Source organism: Aeromonas sp. Y318-3 (assembly GCF_027706185.1).
Taxonomy (GTDB): domain Bacteria; phylum Pseudomonadota; class Gammaproteobacteria; order Enterobacterales; family Aeromonadaceae; genus Aeromonas; species Aeromonas veronii.
The window spans coordinates 16,985-38,525 of sequence record NZ_JAPDCN010000022.1 but is presented as its reverse complement, the minus strand read 5'-3'; the positions used below and the strand labels follow the sequence as shown (position 1 = coordinate 38,525).

22 protein-coding genes are annotated in these 21,541 nt (G+C 59.6%); 17 read left to right on the top strand and 5 right to left on the bottom strand.

All coding sequences use genetic code 11. The annotated features are described in order from the left end of the window. Window positions 1-86: 86 nt before the first annotated feature. Window positions 87-968: a LysR family transcriptional regulator gene (locus OKB77_RS21570; protein ID WP_005335421.1), complete on the top strand. Its 882-nt coding sequence runs from the start codon at window positions 87-89 to the stop codon at window positions 966-968. Between the two features lie 6 nt (window positions 969-974). Here the strand turns inward: OKB77_RS21570 and ygfZ are convergent, their stop codons facing one another. Next, a complete protein-coding gene (gene ygfZ, locus OKB77_RS21565; protein WP_162518310.1) occupies window positions 975-1,883 on the bottom strand; it encodes a tRNA-modifying protein YgfZ in 909 nt (302 codons plus the stop codon). Between the two features lie 111 nt (window positions 1,884-1,994). On the opposite strand from ygfZ, the gene OKB77_RS21560 reads away from it, so the two are divergent. Together OKB77_RS21560 and OKB77_RS21555 are read left to right on the top strand one after the other, a co-directional pair. Further along, window positions 1,995-2,264: an FAD assembly factor SdhE gene (locus OKB77_RS21560; RefSeq protein WP_005335417.1), complete on the top strand. Its 270-nt coding sequence runs from the start codon at window positions 1,995-1,997 to the stop codon at window positions 2,262-2,264. Window positions 2,265-2,283: 19 nt separating this feature from the next. Continuing rightward, entirely contained in the window at window positions 2,284-2,676 is a 393-nt protein-coding gene (locus tag OKB77_RS21555) for a protein YgfX (RefSeq protein WP_123172441.1), read from the top strand. Between the two features lie 155 nt (window positions 2,677-2,831). On the opposite strand, the gene nadB is transcribed toward OKB77_RS21555, so the two are convergent. Further along, a complete protein-coding gene (gene nadB, locus OKB77_RS21550) occupies window positions 2,832-4,439 on the bottom strand; it encodes an L-aspartate oxidase (RefSeq protein WP_123172442.1) in 1,608 nt (535 codons plus the stop codon). 182 nt (window positions 4,440-4,621) lie between these two features. Between nadB and rpoE the strand changes: the two genes are divergently transcribed. From rpoE to cysQ, 11 genes are all read left to right on the top strand, one after another. Next, window positions 4,622-5,203 (top strand): RNA polymerase sigma factor RpoE, encoded by a 582-nt coding sequence (gene rpoE / locus OKB77_RS21545; RefSeq protein WP_005335411.1) that lies wholly within the window; start codon window positions 4,622-4,624, stop codon window positions 5,201-5,203. A gap of 22 nt (window positions 5,204-5,225) precedes the next feature. Next, a complete protein-coding gene (locus OKB77_RS21540; protein ID WP_123172443.1) occupies window positions 5,226-5,828 on the top strand; it encodes a sigma-E factor negative regulatory protein in 603 nt (200 codons plus the stop codon). Between the two features lie 21 nt (window positions 5,829-5,849). Then, a complete protein-coding gene (locus OKB77_RS21535) occupies window positions 5,850-6,830 on the top strand; it encodes a MucB/RseB C-terminal domain-containing protein (protein ID WP_005335407.1) in 981 nt (326 codons plus the stop codon). 93 nt (window positions 6,831-6,923) lie between these two features. Further along, window positions 6,924-7,385 carry a SoxR reducing system RseC family protein gene (locus OKB77_RS21530; protein ID WP_123172444.1) on the top strand — a complete coding sequence of 154 codons (462 nt, stop codon included), beginning with the start codon at window positions 6,924-6,926 and terminating at the stop codon, window positions 7,383-7,385. Between the two features lie 116 nt (window positions 7,386-7,501). Next, window positions 7,502-9,295 (top strand): translation elongation factor 4, encoded by a 1,794-nt coding sequence (gene lepA / locus OKB77_RS21525; protein WP_005335396.1) that lies wholly within the window; start codon window positions 7,502-7,504, stop codon window positions 9,293-9,295. A 3-nt stretch (window positions 9,296-9,298) separates the two neighbouring features. After that, window positions 9,299-10,222, top strand: a complete 924-nt coding sequence (gene lepB / locus OKB77_RS21520; protein WP_005335395.1) for a signal peptidase I — start codon at window positions 9,299-9,301, stop codon at window positions 10,220-10,222. After that, a complete protein-coding gene (rnc, locus tag OKB77_RS21515) occupies window positions 10,223-10,894 on the top strand; it encodes a ribonuclease III (protein ID WP_005335394.1) in 672 nt (223 codons plus the stop codon). Next, window positions 10,891-11,790, top strand: a complete 900-nt coding sequence (gene era / locus OKB77_RS21510; protein ID WP_064341348.1) for a GTPase Era — start codon at window positions 10,891-10,893, stop codon at window positions 11,788-11,790. Before rnc ends, era begins: the two co-directional genes overlap by 4 nt. Next, a complete protein-coding gene (gene recO / locus OKB77_RS21505; protein WP_005335391.1) occupies window positions 11,791-12,501 on the top strand; it encodes a DNA repair protein RecO in 711 nt (236 codons plus the stop codon). A gap of 84 nt (window positions 12,502-12,585) precedes the next feature. Then, window positions 12,586-13,323 carry a pyridoxine 5'-phosphate synthase gene (pdxJ, locus tag OKB77_RS21500; RefSeq protein WP_005335389.1) on the top strand — a complete coding sequence of 246 codons (738 nt, stop codon included), beginning with the start codon at window positions 12,586-12,588 and terminating at the stop codon, window positions 13,321-13,323. 187 nt (window positions 13,324-13,510) lie between these two features. Next, entirely contained in the window at window positions 13,511-14,278 is a 768-nt protein-coding gene (gene cysQ, locus OKB77_RS21495; protein WP_123172446.1) for a 3'(2'),5'-bisphosphate nucleotidase CysQ, read from the top strand. An 80-nt stretch (window positions 14,279-14,358) separates the two neighbouring features. Here the strand turns inward: cysQ and OKB77_RS21490 are convergent, their stop codons facing one another. The 3 genes from OKB77_RS21490 to OKB77_RS21480 all read right to left on the bottom strand — a co-directional run bounded on the left by OKB77_RS21490 (window position 14,359) and on the right by OKB77_RS21480 (window position 16,857). Further along, window positions 14,359-14,655: a YciI family protein gene (locus tag OKB77_RS21490; RefSeq protein WP_005354350.1), complete on the bottom strand. Its 297-nt coding sequence runs from the start codon at window positions 14,653-14,655 to the stop codon at window positions 14,359-14,361. A 24-nt stretch (window positions 14,656-14,679) separates the two neighbouring features. Further along, window positions 14,680-15,243, bottom strand: a complete 564-nt coding sequence (locus OKB77_RS21485; RefSeq protein WP_123172447.1) for a septation protein A — start codon at window positions 15,241-15,243, stop codon at window positions 14,680-14,682. A 90-nt stretch (window positions 15,244-15,333) separates the two neighbouring features. Continuing rightward, window positions 15,334-16,857 (bottom strand): aminotransferase class V-fold PLP-dependent enzyme, encoded by a 1,524-nt coding sequence (locus OKB77_RS21480; RefSeq protein ID WP_123172448.1) that lies wholly within the window; start codon window positions 16,855-16,857, stop codon window positions 15,334-15,336. A 175-nt stretch (window positions 16,858-17,032) separates the two neighbouring features. On the opposite strand from OKB77_RS21480, the gene trhA reads away from it, so the two are divergent. The 3 genes from trhA to OKB77_RS21465 all read left to right on the top strand — a co-directional run. Then, on the top strand, window positions 17,033-17,668 hold the full coding sequence (gene trhA / locus OKB77_RS21475) for a PAQR family membrane homeostasis protein TrhA (RefSeq protein ID WP_005335337.1): 636 nt from the start codon (window positions 17,033-17,035) through the stop codon (window positions 17,666-17,668). Between the two features lie 127 nt (window positions 17,669-17,795). Beyond that, entirely contained in the window at window positions 17,796-19,457 is a 1,662-nt protein-coding gene (locus OKB77_RS21470) for a putative transporter (RefSeq protein WP_043822686.1), read from the top strand. 231 nt (window positions 19,458-19,688) lie between these two features. Then, window positions 19,689-21,541, top strand: a 1,853-nt coding sequence (locus tag OKB77_RS21465; RefSeq protein ID WP_199428479.1) for a retention module-containing protein, incomplete at its 3' end; no start/stop codon positions are given.

The window sequence follows — 21,541 nt, the reverse complement described above, 5'->3', positions numbered from 1 at the left end:
TTAATCTATAGATCTTTAGCGATAGATTCATGTTGGTATCCATCGCTAAAATAGATGGATTAGAGAGCTTGCCGGAGGGCCATAAGATGACGCCATCACTGGAACAACTGAGGATCTTGCTGGCGGCCGCCGAAACCGGCTCGTTTTCCGCTGCCGCCCGCAAGCTGGGCAAGGCGCAGTCGGTGGTGAGCAGCGCCATCGCCAATCTGGAGATCGATCTGGCGCTCACCCTGTTTGACCGCAGCGGCCGCTATCCGCAGCTGACGGAGGCGGGGGCCCGCATGGTGCAGGAGGCGGGGATCCTGCTGGCGCAGAGTGAACGATTGCAATCCATTGCCGGGGAGCTGGCGGCCGGGGTGGAGACGCGGCTCACTCTGGCCATCGATGATGACTCCCACCTCCCCTGGCTCGGCACCCTGCTGGAGGAGTTCGCCACTCGTTACCCGACCGTGGAGCTGGAGCTGCTCTTCCCGCTGATGGAAGATGTGACCGAGATGCTGGTGACCGGCCGGGCCCAGCTCGGCATCAGCTATCAGAAGGTGCATCCCCAGCGAGAGATTGTCGCCCATTCGCTGGGGGAGGTGACCATGCCGCTGGTGGTGTCACCGGATCATCCGCTGGCCCGCAAGCAGCCGCTGCGGGAGGTCGATCTGCAGGGGGCACGCCAGCTGATGGTCACCGGCCGACGGGAAGGGAGCGAGCGCCAGCGTTTTCGCATCTCGGCTCAGGTGTGGTGGGTCGAGGGGGATCTCGGGGTGCTGGAGCTGGTCAAGCGGGGCCTTGGCTGGTCCGCCATTCCGGAATTTCTGCTGCATCAACCGCTGAAGCGGGGCGAGGTGGTGGTGCTGGAGCCCGACTTTATCGCCAGCCACGCGCTGGCGCTGGAGTTGCAGTGGCATCGCGCCCGCCCGCTGGGGCAGGCGGGGCGCTGGCTGAAGGAGGCACTGCTGGCGCGCGTGCCTCGCTAGCCGACCTTACTCGGTCAGGGCGTAAGGCAGGGGTTGCAGGGTGAGGCGGGAGCCTTCGTCCTGCTTGAGGCGGAATTGGGCGTCAGCCTCGGTATCTTTCGGCAGTACGGCGGTGAGCCACACCTGCCCGGCCTGTTGCCAGGCGTTGAGCACCATGCCGCTGCGGCGCCAGTTGTCACCCAGTTGCAGCTCCAGGGTATCGCCCGCATTGACCGGCTCACTGGCACTGCCCGCCAGCAGGAACAGGGCGCGGTTGTTGGCGCCGCGATACTTGGCGCGGGCCACCGTCTCCTGCCCCATGTAGCAGCCCTTGTTGAAGCTGATGCCGTCCAGTGCCTGCAGGTTGAGCATCTGCGGGATGAACTCCCCCTGATGCACCGCTTCCATGTGTGGCAGGCCCGCCTTGATCTCGAGCCCCCACCAGAGTGACTCGTCACCTTGCGGCAGGGCGTCGGCTTGCTGATTGCTTACCAGCAGCCAGCGATCCTGTTCAATCTTCACCGCCATGCCGCCGTCGATAAGACCGCTCTGCAGAAGGCCAAACTGCTCGGCGATCCACCCATCGCTGCCCGTACCGGCGATCCCGGTGGCGTGACGCTCATCGGCGGCGATCTCGACCTTGGAGAAGACGGCAAATTTCTTCAGCTCCGGCAGCTGACGCTCAAGTACCGAAGGGCTGGTCAGTAGCAGCAGACTGTCGTCGAGGCAGAGCAGGCGGAAATTGCTCCACAGCTTGCCCTTGGGATCACAGTGGCCGCCCGGGGTCTGTTGCCCCGGTTGCAGGGCGTTGACATCACAGGTGACCTGACCTTGCAGATATTTGGCGCGATCCTGGCCGCTGATACGGGTGATGGCCAGCTTGGTCAGGGGGAAGCGGGTCGGCTCGGCAGGAAAAACAGGTGGTTGCAGGCTCACGATGGTATTCCAGAGAGAAAGTATGTGAGCTGCATGGTAAAGACGTAACTAATGTTTGTCAGCCGGAAAATCCAGCTGGTACCATCCCCCGGTCTTTGTAAGGAGAGTGCCATGTTGAGCCCAGTTGAAAAATCCCGCCTGAAGTGGGCCTGCCGTCGCGGTATGCTCGAGCTGGATGTGATCTTTATGCCCTTTTTCGAACACGAGTTCGACTCCCTGAGCGAAGCCGATCAGCAGACCTTTATCCGCCTGCTGGCGAGCGACGATCCGGATCTGTTCAAATGGTGCATGGGTCATGGTGTCCCTGCCGATCCCGCATTTGCCGCCATGATCCCGATGATCCTGGAGCGCAATCAGGCGCGCCACGACCGCCAGGGGTAATACCGTGGAGCGGGTGATCATGACGGTTCACCCCTCCCGCCATCAGCAATATTTGCTGGTGGCCCTCTTTTTGTTGCTGCTCTGGCCGGTGGCTGGCCTGATTGCCGGTTGGCAGTGGGCACTGTGGCTGCCCGTCTGGTTGGTGTCGCTCTGGCTGAGCTGGCGTGCGCTCGCCGCGCCCCCGTGCGAGCTCGTCTGGGATGGCCAGTGGCTACAGTGGCAAGGTTGCCGCTATCAGCTCGACAAGAAAAGCCGCATTCTGCCCGGCGTGCTCAGGTTGGCGCTTTGTCCCGAGCAGCAAGAGAGTGGAGTTGTGTCGCCACGGCAACTGTGGATCTTCTCCGACGCCCTTCCCCCCGAACATTACCGCCTGCTGGCGCGAGCCATCCACTTTCTGCCGTCTCGGCGCTGACACCTGCTTTCCGTGATGACTATGCGCTGAGTTATCGCGATAAGCTGCTGCAATGTGGCTGGCGGCACTCTTTTTGTGGCTGAAAAGCGGTTGAAAACAAGTGACCCCGCCGGGGCGGGGTCACTGATAGCTGCAACGCTTGGCGGGAAGGGGGATTAATCCCGCTCCGGGGTCAGCACGGTCGGCTTGGAGTCCGGCAGTATATCCGGATGATCCAGGTTGTAGTGCAGGCCGCGAGACTCCTTGCGCTGCAGGGCGCAGTTGACGATAAGCTCGGCTACCTGCAGCAGGTTGCGCAGCTCCAGCAGGTTGTTGGAGACGCGGAAGTTGGCGTAGTACTCCTGCACCTCCTGCTTGAGCAGGTCGATGCGGCGCTTGGCGCGGGCCAGGCGTTTGTTGGTACGCACTATCCCCACGTAGTCCCACATCATCAACCGCAGTTCGTGCCAGTTGTGCTGGATCACTACCAGTTCGTCGGAATCTTCCACCTTGCTCTCGTCCCACACCGGCAGGCGCGGCGGCTCCACACTCATCGGCAGCTTGGCCAGAATGTCGGCCCCCGCCTGATGGGCATAGACCACGCATTCCAGCAGGGAGTTGGAGGCCATACGGTTGGCGCCGTGCAGACCGGTGTAGGTCACTTCACCTATGGCGTAGAGGCCGGGGATATCGGTCTGGCCGTTGTTGTCGATCATCACGCCGCCACAGGTGTAGTGGGCGGCTGGAACGATGGGCATCGGCTCCTTGGTGATGTCGATGCCAACCGCGAGGCAGCGCTCATAAATGGTCGGAAAGTGCTTGATGATGAAGTCGGCCGGTTTGTGGCTGATGTCCAGATACATGCAGTCGGCGCCGAGTCGCTTCATCTCGTGGTCGATGGCGCGGGCGACGATATCGCGCGGCGCCAGCTCGGCCCGCTCGTCAAACTCCGGCATAAAGCGGCTGCCGTCCGGGCGGCGCAGATAGGCCCCCTCGCCACGCAGCGCTTCGGTCAGCAGGAAGTTGGGATCATCGGGGTGGAACAGGCTGGTGGGGTGGAACTGGTTGAATTCCAGGTTTGCCACCCGGCAGCCAGCCCGCCATGCCATGGCGATGCCATCGCCAGAGCTCACATCCGGGTTGGAAGTGTACTGGTAGACCTTGGAGGCGCCACCGGTGGCCAGTGCCACGAAACGGGCGCGGATCACTTCGACCTGCTCGGCGTTGCGGTTCCAGACGTAGGCGCCCAGTACCTTGTTGCCCGGCAGGTTGAGCTTGCGGGTGGTGATGAGGTCGACCGCGTTGAAGCGCTCCATCAACTGGATATTGGGGTGGGCACGAACCTGATCGATCAGGGTGAGCTGCACCGCCTTGCCGGTGGCATCCGCCGCGTGGAAGATGCGGCGATGGCTGTGGCCCCCTTCACGAGTCAGGTGGTACTGGGACTCGCCGTCGGCGTTCTCCTCCTGATCGAAGGGGACCCCTTGCTGAATGAGCCACTGGATGGATTCGCGGGCGTGGCGTGCGGTGAACTCGACCACTGCCGGGTCACACAACCCGGCGCCCGCGTTGAGCGTGTCGCTCACGTGGGATTCGATGCTGTCGGTTTCGTCGAAAACGGCAGCGATGCCTCCTTGCGCATAGAAAGTGGCCCCTTCACTTATGGGCCCCTTGCTCAGAACCAGGACTTTGGCGTGGTCTGCCAATCGCAACGCGAGGGACAAACCAGCGGCACCGCTGCCAATGATCAGTACATCGCAAAGGTATTCAACACTTGCTTTCATAAGTATCATTGGCCTGGATTAAGAACTGGCACCATGGTAGCCCAAGCGAGGGCGAGGATGCAGCCTGCATCACATTTTTTTCAATTGAAGCGAACTTTCTCTGATTCTCCCTGTCTGAACTTGTGCGCTTAGGAAGGGCCGGAAAAGAAAAACGATAACCTGATGGGGGTTTTACGGCTCTGATGAGCGACCAGAATCTACTGGACGAACAGCTGGTTGAACGGGTCCAGCGCGGCGATAAAGCAGCTTTCAACCTGTTGGTAAAAAAATACCAGCATAAGGTGGTCAACCTGGTTGCCAGGTATGTCAACAATCCCGGTGATGTGCCCGATGTGGCGCAAGAGGCCTTTATAAAAGCCTACCGTGCATTGCCGACATTCCGTGGCGAAAGTGCTTTTTACACCTGGTTGTACCGAATTGCCGTGAACACGGCGAAGAATTATCTCACCTCCCAGGGGCGCAGGCCGCCCAGCAGTGATGTGGAGGCTGACGAAGCGGAGTCTTATGGTGGTGGTGAAGCCTTGCAAGAGGTCTCAACCCCCGAAAACCTGGCGCTGACTGACGAGATCAAACGCACCGTGTTTTCAGCCATAGAGGCATTGCCGGAAGACCTGAGGACAGCTATCACCCTTCGCGAACTGGAAGGGCTGAGCTACGAAGAGATTGCCGAAATCATGGATTGCCCAGTGGGTACGGTCAGATCCCGTATCTTCCGGGCGAGGGAAGCAATCGATAAAAAGCTGCAACCTCTGATCGAGAATTAACTGGGGAAAGACGGGTTAACTTATGGCAAATAAAGAGCAAATCTCTGCCCTGATGGATGGTGACCTGAGTGACGCAGAGGTACTGAACGAGCTGGAGATGGACTCCGACTTGCAAGATACCTGGGGTCGTTACCACCTGATCGGCGATGCCATGCGGGGTGACCTGCCGGTCAATCTGCAACTGGATCTCAGTGACAGCATCATGGCTGCGCTGGAGGATGAGCCCACCATACTGGCACCCAAGCCGGTCGAGACGGCTCCCGTGCTGCAACCTGTCGTTGCGCCGGTCAAGACAGATTCCAATGTGGTTCCGTTGTTCCGCCGTGTCGGTCAGCAACTGGGTCAATATGCCATTGCGGCATCCGTGGCCGCTGCCGTTATCTTCGGGGTGCAGCAGTATCAGGGACAGGATGGCGTTCCGGCTAATCCGGTGCTCAATACCATTCCAATCGGTGGCAGTGCGGCGCCGGTGAGTGTTCACTATCCGCAACAGGATGGCGCCCGTGCCCGTCAGCAGGGGCTGACCGAACAGCAGATGCAGGAGCAGCGGGAGCGGATTAACGCCTTCCTGCGTGACCACCAGTTGCAACAGCGCCTGTTGCAAGACAGACAGATCCAACAATAACGAATTGTCAGGGATACAAACGTGCGCCAGTCCAGCCGTATTTTGCTGGCCTCTCTCCTGCTGATCAGTGCCAAGGCCTCGGCCGACGATAAGTCGGCCGAGGCCTTGTTGCAGCAGATGCAGAGTGCCGTGCAACAACAGAATTTCGAGTTGTCCATGGTCAAGGCCCGTCAGGGGCGTCTTGAACCGATCCGGATCAGCCATGCCGTCATCAACGGCAAGGAAGTTGCCCACCTCAGTTACCTTGACGGCAAGGCGATCGAGTATCTCCAGCGCCAGAACGAATACACCTTCTTTGAAAACAGCCACGATCCCTACACCCTGAAGGATGCCCGCTTCCCCGGCATCTGGTCGACCCTGGTGAAGATGCCGCTGGCGCAGGTGCTGGAGAGCTATGATCCTGTGCTGGCCGGCCGCAGCCGGGTTGCCGGTGTGGTGGCGCAGGTGGTGAGGCTGGTGCCTAAAGAGGCCGACAAATATGGTTTTGTGCTCTGGATTGACGAGCAGAGCCACTTGCTGCTGCGGATCGATATGGTCGAGCGGGAAGGCAATCTGGTGGAGCAGGTGCTCGGTGTCGAGCTGGATCTGCAGAGCAAACCGGCCCCCTGGCTGGTGAAGCTGGCCAACAGCAAGCAGCCTCCGGCGCTGGCGTTGGAGGATGCCTATCCAGCGCCACAACAGCAGTTGAACTGGCAGATCACCTGGCTGCCCGATGGCTTCAAGGTGCTGTCGCAAGACCGGCACCAGCTGGTGACCACCAGTATGCCGGTGGATTACATGATGCTCTCCGATGGGCTGGTGGATCTCTCGGTCTATGTCTCCCGGGTCGATCCCAAGCAGGCGGTGCGCCAGCAGCTGATCCGCCAGGGGGCGACTTCGCTGGTGAGCTATGTCAACGAGGTGGGGGTCGAGATCACCGTGGTCGGCGAGGTGCCTGCCGAGACCGCCAAGCGCATCGCCGAGTCAGTCCAGCCGCTGGCCCGCAACGAAGCGGTGCAGTAACGGGGGCTGCGGGGTTGTCCCCCACTTGCCGAGTGTGGCGAGTCGTGGTCAGATCCCCTGATTGTGTGAACCCGAGGTGTTGCCGTGAATGAGATGAGTGAAGAGCTGGCGACCGTGGTGGCCATTGAGGGTGACCATGCCTGGGTGGAATGTGAGCGTCGCTCCGCCTGCAGTGGTTGTCAGCAGCAATCCAACTGCGGTACCGGCACCGTGGCCAAGGCGTTTCCCCTGAAAGCTCCCCGCTTGCGGGTCAGGCTGACCGCTGAGGTGCGGGTTGGCCAGCAAGTGAGGCTCGGTATCCCGCAGGAGAGTCTGCTGCGCGGGGCTGCGCTGGTCTATGTGCTGCCGCTTTTTTGTCTGTTGGCCAGCGCCTTGCTGGGGCAGCTCTGGCTGGCGCCGCTGCTCTCGGGCGGGGAGGGGATTACCATTCTCTGCTGCCTGCTGGGGGGCGTGCTGGGCTTTTTACTGGTTCGTTACTTTTCCAACCGCCTGGATCAGGGGCGCTACGGCCCGCAGATGCTCGGCGTTGTCGTCCCTGTCCGCATCCTCCCCTGACCGAACAGGCGCTATTTCACTGGCGCTGGCGACTAAAGAATGGCCGTCAGCCGGGTTATCCAGTAAAATCGCGCCTCCATAACTGACCTTAACTAATTTTGAGTGACTCTTGCTCGATGAAACACATTCGTAACTTTTCGATTATTGCGCACATCGACCACGGTAAATCGACCCTGTCGGACCGTCTGATCCAGACTTGCGGTGGCTTGTCCGACCGCGAGATGCAGGCTCAGGTGCTTGACTCCATGGATCTGGAGCGCGAGCGCGGCATTACCATCAAAGCACAGAGTGTGACCCTGAACTACCAGGCACAAGACGGTAACACCTACCAGCTGAACTTTATCGACACCCCGGGCCACGTGGATTTCTCCTACGAGGTCTCCCGCTCTTTGGCGGCCTGTGAAGGGGCGCTGCTGGTGGTGGATGCCGGCCAGGGGGTTGAGGCACAGACTCTGGCCAACTGCTACACCGCCATGGAAATGGATCTGGAAGTGGTGCCGGTGCTGAACAAGATTGACCTGCCGGCCGCTGAACCCGAGCGGGTTGCCGAGGAGATCGAAGACATCGTCGGTATCGACGCGGTCGATGCGGTGCGCTGCTCCGCCAAGACCGGTCTGGGTGTTGATCTGGTGCTGGAAGAGATCGTTGCCAAGATCCCGGCGCCGGAAGGCGACCCGGATGCCCCGCTGCAGGCGCTGATCATCGACTCCTGGTTCGACTCCTATCTGGGCGTTGTCTCTCTGGTGCGGATCAAGAACGGTTCCCTGAAGAAGAACGACAAGATCAAGGTGATGAGCACCGGTCAGGTGTGGGGTGTCGATCGTATCGGTATCTTCACGCCCAAGCAGGTGGATACCCAGGGTCTGGGTTGCGGCGAGGTAGGTTGGGTTGTCTGCGGTATCAAGGACATCCACGGCGCGCCGGTGGGCGATACCCTGACTCAGGCCAAGAACGGTGCCGACAAGGCGCTGGCTGGCTTCAAGAAGGTGAAGCCGCAGGTTTATGCGGGTCTGTTCCCCATCTCCAGCGATGACTATGAGTCGTTCCGTGACGCCCTCGACAAGCTCTCCCTGAACGATGCCTCCCTGTTCTTCGAACCGGAGAGCTCCACGGCGCTGGGCTTCGGCTTCCGTTGCGGCTTCCTCGGCATGCTGCACATGGAGATCATTCAGGAGCGTCTGGAGCGTGAATACGATCTGGATCTGATCACCACGGCGCCGACCGTAGTGTACGAGATCGAGCTGACCGACGGCTCCACCATCCATATCGACAGCCCGGCCCAGATGCCCGCCATCACCAGCATCAAGGAGATGCGCGAGCCGATCGCCGAGTGTCATATCCTGCTGCCGCAGGAGTACATGGGCAACGTGATCACCCTCTGTATCGAGAAGCGTGGCGTGCAGACCAACATGGTCTATCACGGCAAGCAGGTGGCACTGACCTATGAAATCCCGATGGCGGAAGTGGTGCTCGACTTCTTCGACCGTCTGAAATCCACCAGTCGTGGTTACGCCTCGCTGGACTATGGCTTCAAGCGTTTCGAAACCTCCGACATGGTCCGTCTGGATATCATGATCAACGGTGAGCGCGTCGATGCCCTGGCTATCATCACCCACAAGGACAACGCCCAGTATCGCGGTCGTCAGGTGGTGGAGAAGATGCGCGAGCTGATCCCGCGCCAGATGTTCGATATCGCCATTCAGGCGGCCATCGGCAACCAGATCATCGCTCGCAGCACCGTCAAGGCTCTGCGTAAAGACGTAACCGCCAAGTGCTACGGTGGTGACGTGAGTCGTAAGAAGAAACTGCTGAACAAGCAGAAAGAAGGTAAGAAGCGGATGAAGTCCCTCGGCCGTGTCGACGTGCCGCAGGAAGCCTTCCTCGCGATTCTCCACGTCGGAAAGGATTAATAGATGGCAAGCACGTTTTCCCTGATCCTGGTGGTGGTCTGCGCGATCACCGGTGTTATCTGGTGTCTGGACAAGATGATTTGGTCCAAGCAGCGCGCCGCCAAGATTGCCGTGGCTCGTGCCCATGGCGGTGCCCACCTGGATGAGAAGACTCTGGCCAAGGTGGCCCCTGTACCGGTTTGGATTGAGCAGACCGCCGGGGTCTTCCCGGTCATCACCTTTGTGCTGATCCTGCGTTCGTTCATTTTTGAACCGTTCCAGATCCCGTCAGGTTCCATGATGCCCACCCTGCTGGTGGGCGATTTCATCCTGGTGGAAAAGTTTGCCTATGGTCTGCGGGACCCGGTGACCAACACCAAGTTCCTCGAGACTGGCGAGCCCAAGCGTGGCGACGTGGTGGTATTCAAGTATCCCCTTGAACCGCGCGTTGACTACATCAAGCGGGTGGTCGGCATGCCGGGTGATCGGGTTATCTATCGCAACAAGGAGCTGATGATCCGGCCCAAGTGCGAAGAGCAGGAAGGGAAAACGTGCCCGGGCTTCAAGAAGCTCGACGTCAAGTTTGAACAAAGAGGCGAATTTACCCAGATGGGGATCCCCCTTGATCGCTATACCGAGCAGTTGGGTGATGTCTCCCACGAGACCCTGCGCAATCCGCTGATGCCCGACATGGTTGGCCGTTACTATCGCCAGCCCGGCACCTACCCCGACGAGTGGGTGGTACCGGAAGGCCAGTATTTCGTGATGGGCGACAACCGCGACAACAGCACCGACAGCCGCTTCTGGGGCTTTGTGCCCGAGCAGAATCTGGTCGGCAAGGCGGTCGCTATCTGGATAAGTTTTGAATTCGAGCGCGAAGAAGGCTCCCTGCTGCCAAGTTGGGTACCGACAGGTGTGCGCTTCAACCGCATTGGCGGAATCAAGTAAATGAATATCAAGATGAACAGACTGCAGTCCCGTCTCGGGCATGTTTTTGCGGATCTGGAACTGCTGACCCGCGCGCTGACTCACCGCAGCGCCGGTTCCCGTCACAATGAACGACTGGAATTTCTGGGTGACTCGATTTTGAGTCTGGTGATTGCCGATGATCTGTTCCACCGCTTCCCGCAAGCGGCGGAAGGGGATCTCAGCCGGATGCGCGCCACCCTGGTGCGCGAGAAGACCCTGGCCGAACTGGGCCGGGAGTTTGACCTCGGGGATCACCTGATCCTGGGGCCCGGCGAACTCAAGAGCGGCGGTTTTCGCCGCGAATCCATTCTGGCCGACACGGTCGAGGCGGTGATCGGTGCCGTCTATCTGGATACCAATCTTGAGACGGTGCGGACACTGCTGCTGAGCTGGTATGCCAGCCGCCTGGAAGAGATCAAGCCGGGCATCGAGCAGAAAGATCCCAAGACCCGTCTGCAAGAAATTTTGCAGGGAAGCCGCAAATCCCTGCCGACCTACACCGTGACTAACGTCAAGGGCGAGGCCCACAACCAGGAGTTCACCGTCCAGTGTGATGTGGAAGGTCTGGATGGTCCCCTCGTCGGGGTCGGCACCAGCCGTCGCAAGGCCGAACAGGCCGCGGCGCAGCAAGCATTGGAAAAACTGTCATGACAGATACCACCTACTGCGGCTTTGTCGCCATCGTGGGCCGCCCGAATGTGGGCAAGTCCACCCTGCTCAACAAGCTGCTTGGCCAGAAGGTCAGCATCACCTCGAAGAAGCCCCAGACCACCCGTCACCGGATTTTGGGGATCGATACCGAGGAGAACTACCAGACCATCTATGTGGATACCCCTGGTCTGCACATTGAAGAGAAACGGGCCATCAACCGCCTGATGAACCGTGCCGCCACCAGTTCGCTGGGTGATGTGGCCATGGTGGTGTTCATGGTCGACGGTACCCACTGGACCAAAGACGACGAGATGGTGCTGGGCAAGCTGCGCAATCTCAAGTGCCCGGTGGTGCTGGCGGTCAACAAGATTGACAACGTCAAAGAGAAAGAAGATCTGCTGCCCCACCTCGAGTGGCTGGGCCAACAGATGAACTTCGCCCATATTCTGCCCATCAGTGCCGAAAAGGGCACCAACGTGGAGAAGATCCGCGAGTGGGCCAAGGATCTGCTGCCGGAAAACGTCCACTTCTTCCCGGAAGATTACGTGACTGACCGCTCCTCCCGCTTTATGGCCTCCGAAATCATCCGCGAGAAGCTGATGCGCTTCACCGGTGAGGAGCTGCCCTACTCGGTGACGGTGGAGATCGAGCGCTTCAAGGTGGAAGAGAGCGGCCTTTATCACATCCACGGCCTGATCCTGGTCGAGCGCGATGGCCAGAAGAAGATGGTCATCGGCAACAAGGGTGAGAAGATCAAGACCATCGGCACCGAGGCGCGCCTCGACATGGAACGTCTGTTCCAGAACAAGGTGCACCTGGAGCTGTGGGTCAAGGTCAAGTCGGGCTGGGCTGATGATGAGCGCGCCCTGCGCAGCCTCGGGTATGGCGACGACTGATTGCTGACCCCGGCTTTCGTCATCCATAGTCGGCCCTATCGGGAGACCAGCCAGCTGGTCGAGGTCTTCACCCAGGATAGTGGCCGATTTACCCTGGTGGCTCGCGGTTCTCGCGGGCCACGCTCCCCTCTCAAGGGGCTGCTGCAACCCTTTACCCTGCTCACCATCGCCTGGCGCGGCAAGGGGGATCTCAAGAACCTCACCCAGGTCGAGTGCCCCGACCACTCCCTGCGTCTCGGCGGTGATCGCCTCTTCTACGGTCTCTATCTCAACGAGCTGGTCTACTACCTGCTGGAAGCGCACACCCCGTTCCCCGAAGTGTTCGATGCCTATGCCCGTGCCATCATGGCGCTGGCCGATGGCGAGACGCCGGAGCTGCCGCTGCGCCGCTTCGAGTTCCTGCTGCTGCAGGCGCTCGGCTATGCGGTGGATTTCGAATACACGGCGGACGACGAGTCGCCCATCGAGCCGACCTTGCTCTATGGCTTCGAGCGTGAATTGGGCTTTGTTGCTTGCGAGCGGGCGCCGGATCCCCGTACCCTGTTTCTCGGTGCCCACCTGCTGGCCTTCGCCGAGGGACGTTTCGATACTCCGCCCCTGCTGCAGGCGGCCAAGCGTTTCAGCCGGCTGGCCTTGCAACCCTATCTGGGCAAGCGTCAGCTAAAGAGCCGGGAGCTGTTTTTAAAACGCAAAGCCAGCATGCAAGGCTGACACAGATTACAGACATACGGATATTGGCGCGGGGGGATTCGCTGACCGCGCAGTCAACAGATGAAGCTTTTCAAGGAGTTCTCAATGAGTGAAATCTATCTGGGTGTGAACATCGACCATATCGCCACCCTGCGCAACGCCCGTGGCACCCAGTATCCGGATCCGGTACAGGCCGCGTTCGTGGCCGAGCAGGCCGGGGCCGATGGCATTACCGTGCATCTGCGGGAAGATCGTCGCCACATCACCGACCGCGACGTGGAGATCCTGCGTCAGACTATCCAGACCAGAATGAACCTGGAGATGGCGGTGACCGAAGAGATGATCGGCATCGCCTGCCGCATCAAGCCCCACTTCGTCTGTCTGGTGCCGGAGAAGCGCACCGAGGTGACCACCGAGGGCGGTCTGGACGTGGCCGGTCAGCTGGACAAGGTGACTGACGCCGTTGCCCGCCTCTCTGCTGTGGGTGCCCAGGTATCCCTCTTTATCGACGCCGATCCCATCCAGATCGATGCGGCTGCCGAGAGTGGCGCCCCCTTTATCGAGATCCATACCGGCCGTTACGCCGATGCCACCACAGATGCCGAGCGCAACGCCGAGTTCAAGCGCATTGCCGCCGGTGCCTCCTATGCCGCTGGCAAAGGCTTGAAGGTCAATGCCGGTCACGGCCTGCACTACCACAACGTCAAGGCCATCGCCGCCATCCCTGAGCTCTATGAGCTCAACATCGGCCACGCCATCATCGGCCGCGCCGCCTTCGATGGTCTGGCCAAAGCCGTGAGCGATATGCGCCTGCTGATGCAGGAAGCCCGTCAGGGGATCTGACTCACCAGACCGGCGGCCTGAGATAGGCTGCCAAAAATAACAAGGGACGCAGCGGCGTCCTTTGTTATTTCAGGCCCTGTTCAAGCGAGGGCGGCACCCGCGCAGTAATAACCCAGCACAATCGGCTATAAGCAGTTGATGGCAAAAGGGTTACACTTGTTGACCCTGCGAGCTGGACGAGATTGTTATGGCGCATCCCCTGTATCACCCCGAGATCACCGAACTTGAACCTGTCGCCCGCGCGGCGGGAGCGGCCATCATGGCCATCTATAGCCAGCCCTTCGCGGTGGAGTACAAGAGCGACGAGAGCCCGCTCACGGCGGCCGACAAGGGGGCTCATGAGGTGATTGTGCAGGCGCTGGCGCGATTGACCCCAGACATCCCCGTATTGTCAGAGGAGTCGGGCCCCGAGGTGATGGCGGCGCGCCACGGCTGGTCCCGCTACTGGCTGGTGGATCCCCTCGACGGCACCAAGGAGTTTGTCTCCCGCAACGGCGAGTTCACCGTCAATATCGCGCTGATTGAAGAGGGGGCGCCGCGCTGGGGGCTGGTCTATGCCCCAGTGCTGGACAAGCTCTGGTATGGCGGAAAGGGGCTCGGTGCCTGGCGCATCGCCGATGGCAAGCGCGAGCCTATCCAGACCCGGCCTCATCGTGAAGGCGAGGCGTGGCGAGTGGTGGGCAGTCGCAACCACCTGTCGCAGGAGACCCTCGATTTCTTGGCTCCTTTTGGCGAGCTCGAGCTAGTCTCCATGGGCAGTTCGCTGAAGTTCTGCATCATCGCCGAAGGGGGCGCCGAGCTCTATCCGCGCCTCGCACCTACCTGCGAGTGGGACACTGGTGCGGCGCAGGCTGTGCTGGAGGGGGCGGGTGGCAGCGTCACCCAACTCGATGGCTCGTCCCTTGTCTACAACAAGCCCGACATACTTAACCCTTGGTTTGTCGCCAAGGCATAAGCGAGATATCGGGATGCAAAAAGGCCGGGCTGGAATGAACTTCCAGTCCGGCCTTTTTTATTTCGCTATTCGCTTTGCGGTCAGAAGACCTTTTTGAACGGCTTGATGGTCACTTTGGCATAGACGCCAGCTGCCACATAGGGATCGGCATCGGCCCAGGCTTGGGCATCCGCCTGCGAGGCAAACTCTGCTATGACGGTGCTGCCGGTAAAGCCTGCATCAGCCGGATCCTCGGCATCGATAGCGGGGTTGGGGCCGGCGGTCAGCAGGCGACCCTCATCCTGCAGGGCTTGCAGGCGAGCCAGATGGGCAGGGCGAACTTGCTTGCGCAGTGGCAGGCTATCGGGGACATCTTCTGAGTAGATGAGATACCACATGAGAGGATCCTTTTCTGATGAGGGTTATTTTTTGGGTTCGTCTTTTTGCTGGGACAACTGATCGGCAGGGATATGGCGATAGAGATAGACGCCGCTCAGCAGGGTAAAGACCAGCGTCATCCCCAGCAGGCCGAACACCTTGAAGTTGACCCACATCTCTTGCGGCAGGTTGAACGCCACGTAGAGGTTGAGCAGGCCACAGACGGTAAAGAAGCCGACCCAGCCGAGATTGACCTTGTCCCAGACTGCATCGGGTGCTTGCAGCTCCTTGGCCAACATCTGTTTGATAAGGTTCTTGCCAAAGCCGTAGCGGCTGATGAGCAGACCCAGTGCGAACAGCACGTTGATGACAGTCACTTTCCACTTGATGAAGGTGTCATCGTGGAAGAAGACGGTGAGGCCGCCGAAGAAGCCGACCAGCAGGAAGGTAAAGAGCTGCATCTTCTCGACTTTGCGATAGCGTATCCAGCTATAGGCGAGCTGCAGACCGGTGACCACCACCAGTGCGCCAGTGGCCATGTAGATGTCGTAGAACTTGTAGACCGCGAAGAAAACGATAAGTGGAATAAATTCAATAAATTGCTTCATTGTTGGCGCCTAGTCCTCAAAAATGGCCTGCAAATTTCGCCCAGTCTACCTGCATGGCGGACAACGGCAAATGAATAAGACCGCTCATTTTTACGCCGGTTCCGCGCCGTCGCCAAACAGTTGGCGTGCAATGGAGATCCCCAGTCGCTGCTGATCGGCCAGCAGGTCGCGTATATGGCGCTCTTCAATCAGAGGGTTGAGCAACACGGCCCGCAGCAGGGTGAGCGGTTGGGCACCGTAGCGTACCACCGCTCGTTGGGTGCGGGAGACAAAGCTGTGCCCCTCGGCCCGCTGGGCTTTTTGCAGGGACACGTTGAAGTCGTTGATCTGCGCATTGGCCGTCTCATCCAGCACCTTGCCCTGCAGATGGGGCGGGATGCAGCGATAGGAGAGCAGGTTCATCACCGGAGCAGACATCAGCTCGAAGGCGGGGTCGCTTTCGATGAACTCGGCCATTAGCCGGGCTCGGTCGTAGTTGGCTTCGATAAGCTCGGCATAGCCTTGCTGGCCGAAGAGCTGGAAGGCGGCATCCAGATAGAGGGCATTGGCCGGGCGGGTGCCCTCCAGGGTAAAGCGGCCCTGATCGAATGAGGTGGCGCGAATAGCGTAGGGCGCCTCTCGCTTGACCGCCATCATCAGGTCGGGCTGGCGGCAGAGCAGCATGCCGGTACCGAGTGGCACCAGCAGCTGTTTGTGGCCATCCAGAGTGACGGTATCTGCGCGCTCGATCCCTGCCAGCAGGTTTTGATAGCGGGGGGAGAAGAGGGTGGGGCCACCCCAGGCGGCATCCACGTGGAAGTGGATCTGCTCGCGCTCGGCGATGGTCGCCAGCTCCGGCAGGGGGTCGATGGAGCCAAAGTCGGTACTGCCTGCCACGCCGACCAATGCCAGCACTTTCAATTTCTGTTCCTTGCACTGGATCAGCGCCTGCTCCAGCGCAGCCAGACTGAGCCGGTTCTGTTCGTCAGTCTCAAGGCGCCAGACGCTGCGGGCGCCCAGTCCCAGCAGATCCATCCCCTTGTCGAAGGAGTAGTGCATCAGCCGGGAACCCAGAATGACGGCGCCGCGATAGCCCTGCTCATAGAGGGCGAACAGGTTGTCGCCACAGGCGCGGTTGCGTGCCAGCCACAGTGCCGTGACGTTGGCGATGGTGCCGCCGCTGGTCATGACGCCGAGGGCGGCATCCTTGGCATGCATCTGCTCGCCGTAGAAGGCATCATCCCTGCCATAGATGAGGCGGTGCAGCTTGGCCAGCACCTCCCGCTCCAGAAAGCTGAGCATGCGGGAGGACTCCATCTTCATCGGATTCTGGTTCAGCATCACCAGCAGGCGCGACAGCTCGGCGGTATAGGCCGGCAATGGTGCCGTCATATGACCCATGTAGCGTGGCGAGGTGAGGTGCGAGGCGCCGGGCACCAGAGTAGCCAGCCGCGCCAGATACTCCTCGATAGATTGGCCGACAGCAGGCATGCGGGATTGATCGAGCTGATGGGTGAACAGGTCGCGCTGATAGGGGGCCTGACTGTCGTCGGAGTGGTGGAAGCTCTCCAGCAAGGTGTTCATCGCCTCGCCAAAGGCGGGATCCGCTTGTGCAAACAGCTCAGTCAACTTCATCAGGTTCTCCAGACCAGGTCACCGGGGTAGGTGTCTATGCCGCTTGTCTCAGGCATCGGCGGCAGAGCATACACCAAAGGTTGGCAGGTGACAGCCACTCCATTTTTTAAGCGAACACTTGTACTCCGAAATGGCGCTGGGTAGAGTGAGCCACAGTTATTGTGGAGTCGATGCTATGAGTGGTGTGATGGATTACTCCCCCCGGGAGGAGCTGGCAAACCGGCTGAGCCACGGTGCGGGATTGTTGCTGGGGATTGTCGGGCTGGTGCTGTTGCTCATCAAAGGATGGGGGCAGGGCACGCAGGCGCTGGTGAGTTACAGCCTTTATGGCGGCAGTCTGGTGCTGCTCTATCTCGCCTCGACCCTCTATCACAGCATGGCGGAAGGGCGGGCCAGACGCTGGTGCAAGGTGTTTGATCACTGCGCCATCTATCTGCTGATCGCCGGTACTTACACTCCGTTCCTGCTGGTTGCGCTCGACACGCCGCTGGCTAAGGGCTTGATGGTGGTGATCTGGGCCCTGGCGCTGGCTGGCGTAGTGTTCAAGCTGGTATTTATCAACCGCTTCAAGAAGTTGTCGCTATTCACCTATCTGATGCTTGGCTGGCTGTCGCTGGTGGTCATCTATCAGCTCTACATCCATCTGGCCGGTGAGGGGCTGTTGCTGCTCGGGCTTGGCGGCCTTATCTACAGCCTCGGGGTCATCTTCTATGTGGCCAAGCAGATCCCCTATAACCACGCCATCTGGCATCTCTTTGTGCTGGGTGGCAGCGTTTGTCACTTTATGGCCATTTACGGCTACGTCGCCTAACGTCTTGCAACTAGCCCTTAATTGGTATTTTTAGCGCGTAAAAGGATAAATTCGTGCGGTATCACACAGTTGGCATCAGCGTTTGCTGACAAGCTAGGGCCAGTTCAATTCGCAAAGGATGCACGAAATGAGTGAAATCGCGCTTTCCATCAGCATGTTGTCGCTGGTGGCAGTGCTAGGACTCTGGCTGGGAAACTGGCGAGTCTATGGCGTTGGCTTGGGAATAGGGGGGGTGCTGTTCGGCGGCATCATAGTGGGTCACTTTGCAGGCGCCTCCGATCTCGCGCTGGATGCACAAACGCTTCACTTTATTCAAGAATTTGGCCTGATCCTGTTTGTCTATACCATCGGCATCCAGGTCGGGCCGGGTTTCTTCTCGTCATTGCGCAGTTCAGGTCTCAAACTCAACGCCTTTGCCGCTTTGCTGGTCATCCTTGGCTGCGTGGTGGCTGCTGGCTTGCATCAATTTTTCGATGTGCCGTTGCCGGTCATTCTGGGGGTATTCTCCGGTGCCGTCACCAATACGCCATCCCTCGGTGCGGGCCAGCAGATCCTGGCCGAGCTGGGGGCCGCGCCCGGTTCTACCGGCCTGATGGGGATGGGCTATGCGGTTGCCTATCCGTTTGGCATCTGTGGTATTTTGCTCACCATGTGGTTGGTCAGGGTCTTCTTTCGCATCAAAATCGACGATGAAGCCGCCCAGTTCGAGCTACAAACCGGTAAAACCAAGGAGAGCTTGCAGACCATCAACATCGCGGTGCGCAACCCCAATATGCACGGCTTGATGCTGAGCGAGATCCCGAGTCTCGACGAGTCTGATGTTATCTGTTCACGGCTCAAGCGTGGCGACGAGCTGATGGTGCCGCGCCCTGATTCCCGTATCGAGCTGGGTGACTTGCTCCACCTGGTTGGTGAGCGCCATGCACTGCACAAGGTGTTGCTGGTGCTGGGTGAAGAGGTCGACACCTCCCTATCGACCCGCGGCACCGATCTGCGCGTCGAGCGGGTAGTGGTGACCAACGAGCAGGTTCTTGGCAAGAAGATCCGCGATCTGGATATCAAACAACGCTATGACGTGGTGATCTCGCGCCTCAACCGGGCCGGTATCGAACTGGTGCCGACCAGTCAGACTAGCCTGCAGTTTGGCGATATTCTCAACCTGGTTGGCCGTCTCGACGCCATCGAAGCGGTGACCAATGTGGTCGGCAACGTGCAGCAAAAACTGCAGCAGGTGCAGATGTTGCCGGTATTTATCGGGATCGGTCTCGGCGTATTGCTCGGTTCCATCCCCTTCTACCTGCCCGGTTTCCCGGCCGCTCTCAAATTGGGTCTGGCGGGTGGGCCGCTGGTGGTGGCGCTGATCCTGTCGCGGATCGGCAGCATCGGCAAGCTCTACTGGTTCATGCCCCCCAGTGCCAACCTGGCGCTGCGGGAGATCGGCATTGTACTGTTTCTGGCGGTGGTCGGATTCAAGTCCGGTGCCGGCTTCGTCGATACCCTGATCAACGGCGATGGTCCAGCCTGGATGCTCTATGGTATGGCGATCACCCTGATCCCGCTGCTGGTGGTCGGTGTGCTGGCGCGCCTCTACGGCAAGATGAACTATCTGACCCTGTGCGGTTTGCTGGCCGGCTCCATGACTGATCCTCCCGCGCTGGCCTTTGCCAACGCCATGCACCCGACCAGTGGCGCCAGTGCGCTCTCATACGCCACTGTCTACCCGCTGGTGATGTTCCTGCGGATCATCTCGCCACAGCTGCTGGCTATCATCCTCTGGGCGGGTGTATAGGGTTAATCCTGACGGGAGCATGCTTTGTCATGCTCCTGTCATTACTCTGTAATTTATTGATAATTTTGGTTTTTGCCATTCTCGCAACCTCGTTTTATACACTTCTGTCTGGCTGAACAGTTCAGCCTCAAATCGGTCTATCCTTTCGAATTTTCGAGCTGGTTATTTTTCCCCTCAGTCTGCAAAGTAGGCTGTGGCTTATTGCATTCAAATCAGGATTCAGGAGAGAACATGATCACCAATGCCGTTACCTTGGAACAGGGCGTAACCGTAACCCAACTTAAAGGACAAATTTATCTGGTTGCCGCAGATGGCAGCCGGAAGCTGTTGGCTGAAGGTGATGTGCTGCCAAAAGGGGCGGTGATCATGTCGCCGGATGGCGCCAGTTTCATGGGCGGCGGACAGTCGTTCAATGTGCAACCAGCCAGCGAGCAGAGTGAGCCTGCCGAAGAGGGGGATGCTCCCCAGCTGGCACAAAACGGCGCTGCAGGTACTCCTGATGATATCAGTGCCCTGCAACAGGCCATTTTGGGCGGCGCGGACCCGACCCAGGCCTTTGAAGCCTCTGCAGCAGGCGGTGCACCTGCCGCCGGTGGTGGCGGTATTGGGGGCGTCGCCGGTGCCAGTGGCAACGGCGGTTTTGTCACCATCGACCGTACCGGTTCCGCAACCATTGCTGAAGCCACTTTCGATACCACCTACAACACCAATGGCGAGCCACCGCTGGGTGCTGCTGGCGAAGATGAAGTATTCGACCTTACGCCGCCCACCATTTCCGTGGTTGCGCCAGATAACACCAATGACACGACTCCGACCCTGACCGGGACCACGGATGCTCCTGCTGGCAGCACCGTAACCTTGCTGGTCACCGATGCAAACGGTAATCAACAAACCCTGACCGCTATCGTCACACCCAGCGGTACCTTCACCGTGGATGTGGTCACCCCATTGGCCGAGGGCACCTATACCGTCACTGCCACTGTGACCGATCCTGCGGGGAATACCGGCAGTGCGACTGATGATGGCAGCGTTGACAGTACAGCACCTTCCGCTCCCCAGGTCGAAATCCAGGATGGGGCAGATAATGTCATCTCCGCTAATGAGCGTGAAACCGGAGTGGGTGTCATTATCCGTTTACCGGGTGATGCCAAGGTCGGTGATCGTCTCGATGTTGACTGGAATGGTGATGGAGTGACTGATTCCAGCAAGATTCTGACAGCCGATGATATCGGCCGTACTCAGGTTACTTTGACCATTCCCACCACGGATCTGCCTGTCAATGGCCCGATCACGGTGGATGCCACTCTGACCGACTCTGTGGGTAACACCTCACCCAAGGGGACCGACAATAGCGTGGTGAATGCTGCGCCCCTGCCGGGTGACGACCAGTTCACCGTGGCGGAGGACGGCACCGTCACCATCAATGTGCTTGGCAACGACACGGATGCGGATGGCGATCGCCTCACCATTACCGCTATCAACGGCCAGACCATTGCCGAAGGCGGCACGGTAGCGATCAGCAATGGTTCCGTCACCTTGAGCAATGGCCAGCTGATCTTTACGCCAGCCCCTGATTTCAACGGTGATATCTCTTTTGAATACACCATTACCGATGGTGTGAACAGCTCGACAGGCGGTGTGACCGGGACTGTTACTCCGGTCAACGACGCAGCCATCATCACGGGTGACGACATCGGCACTGTGACTGAAGATGCCAGCCCAGATGTACTGACCGATACCGGCGTGTTGACCGTGACCGACGTGGACAGCGCCGACGAGGTGGCGTTCATGACCGACGCGGCTAGCATCACCGCGAGCGCCGGGGCACTGGGCACCCTGACCATCGATGCCGATGGCAAGTGGACCTACAACGTCGACAACAGCAAGGTGCAGTACCTGGGCAAGGATGAAACCAAGGTCGAGACCTTTGTGGTCAAGTCCGTGGATGGCACCGCGCACACCGTGACCATCACCATCAACGGCACCGACGACGTGCCGACGCTGACGCCGGATGTGGGCAGCGTGACCGAGGACCGCAATGTCCAGCCGGGCAACCTGCTGCAAGCCAGCGGTACGCTGGCGGC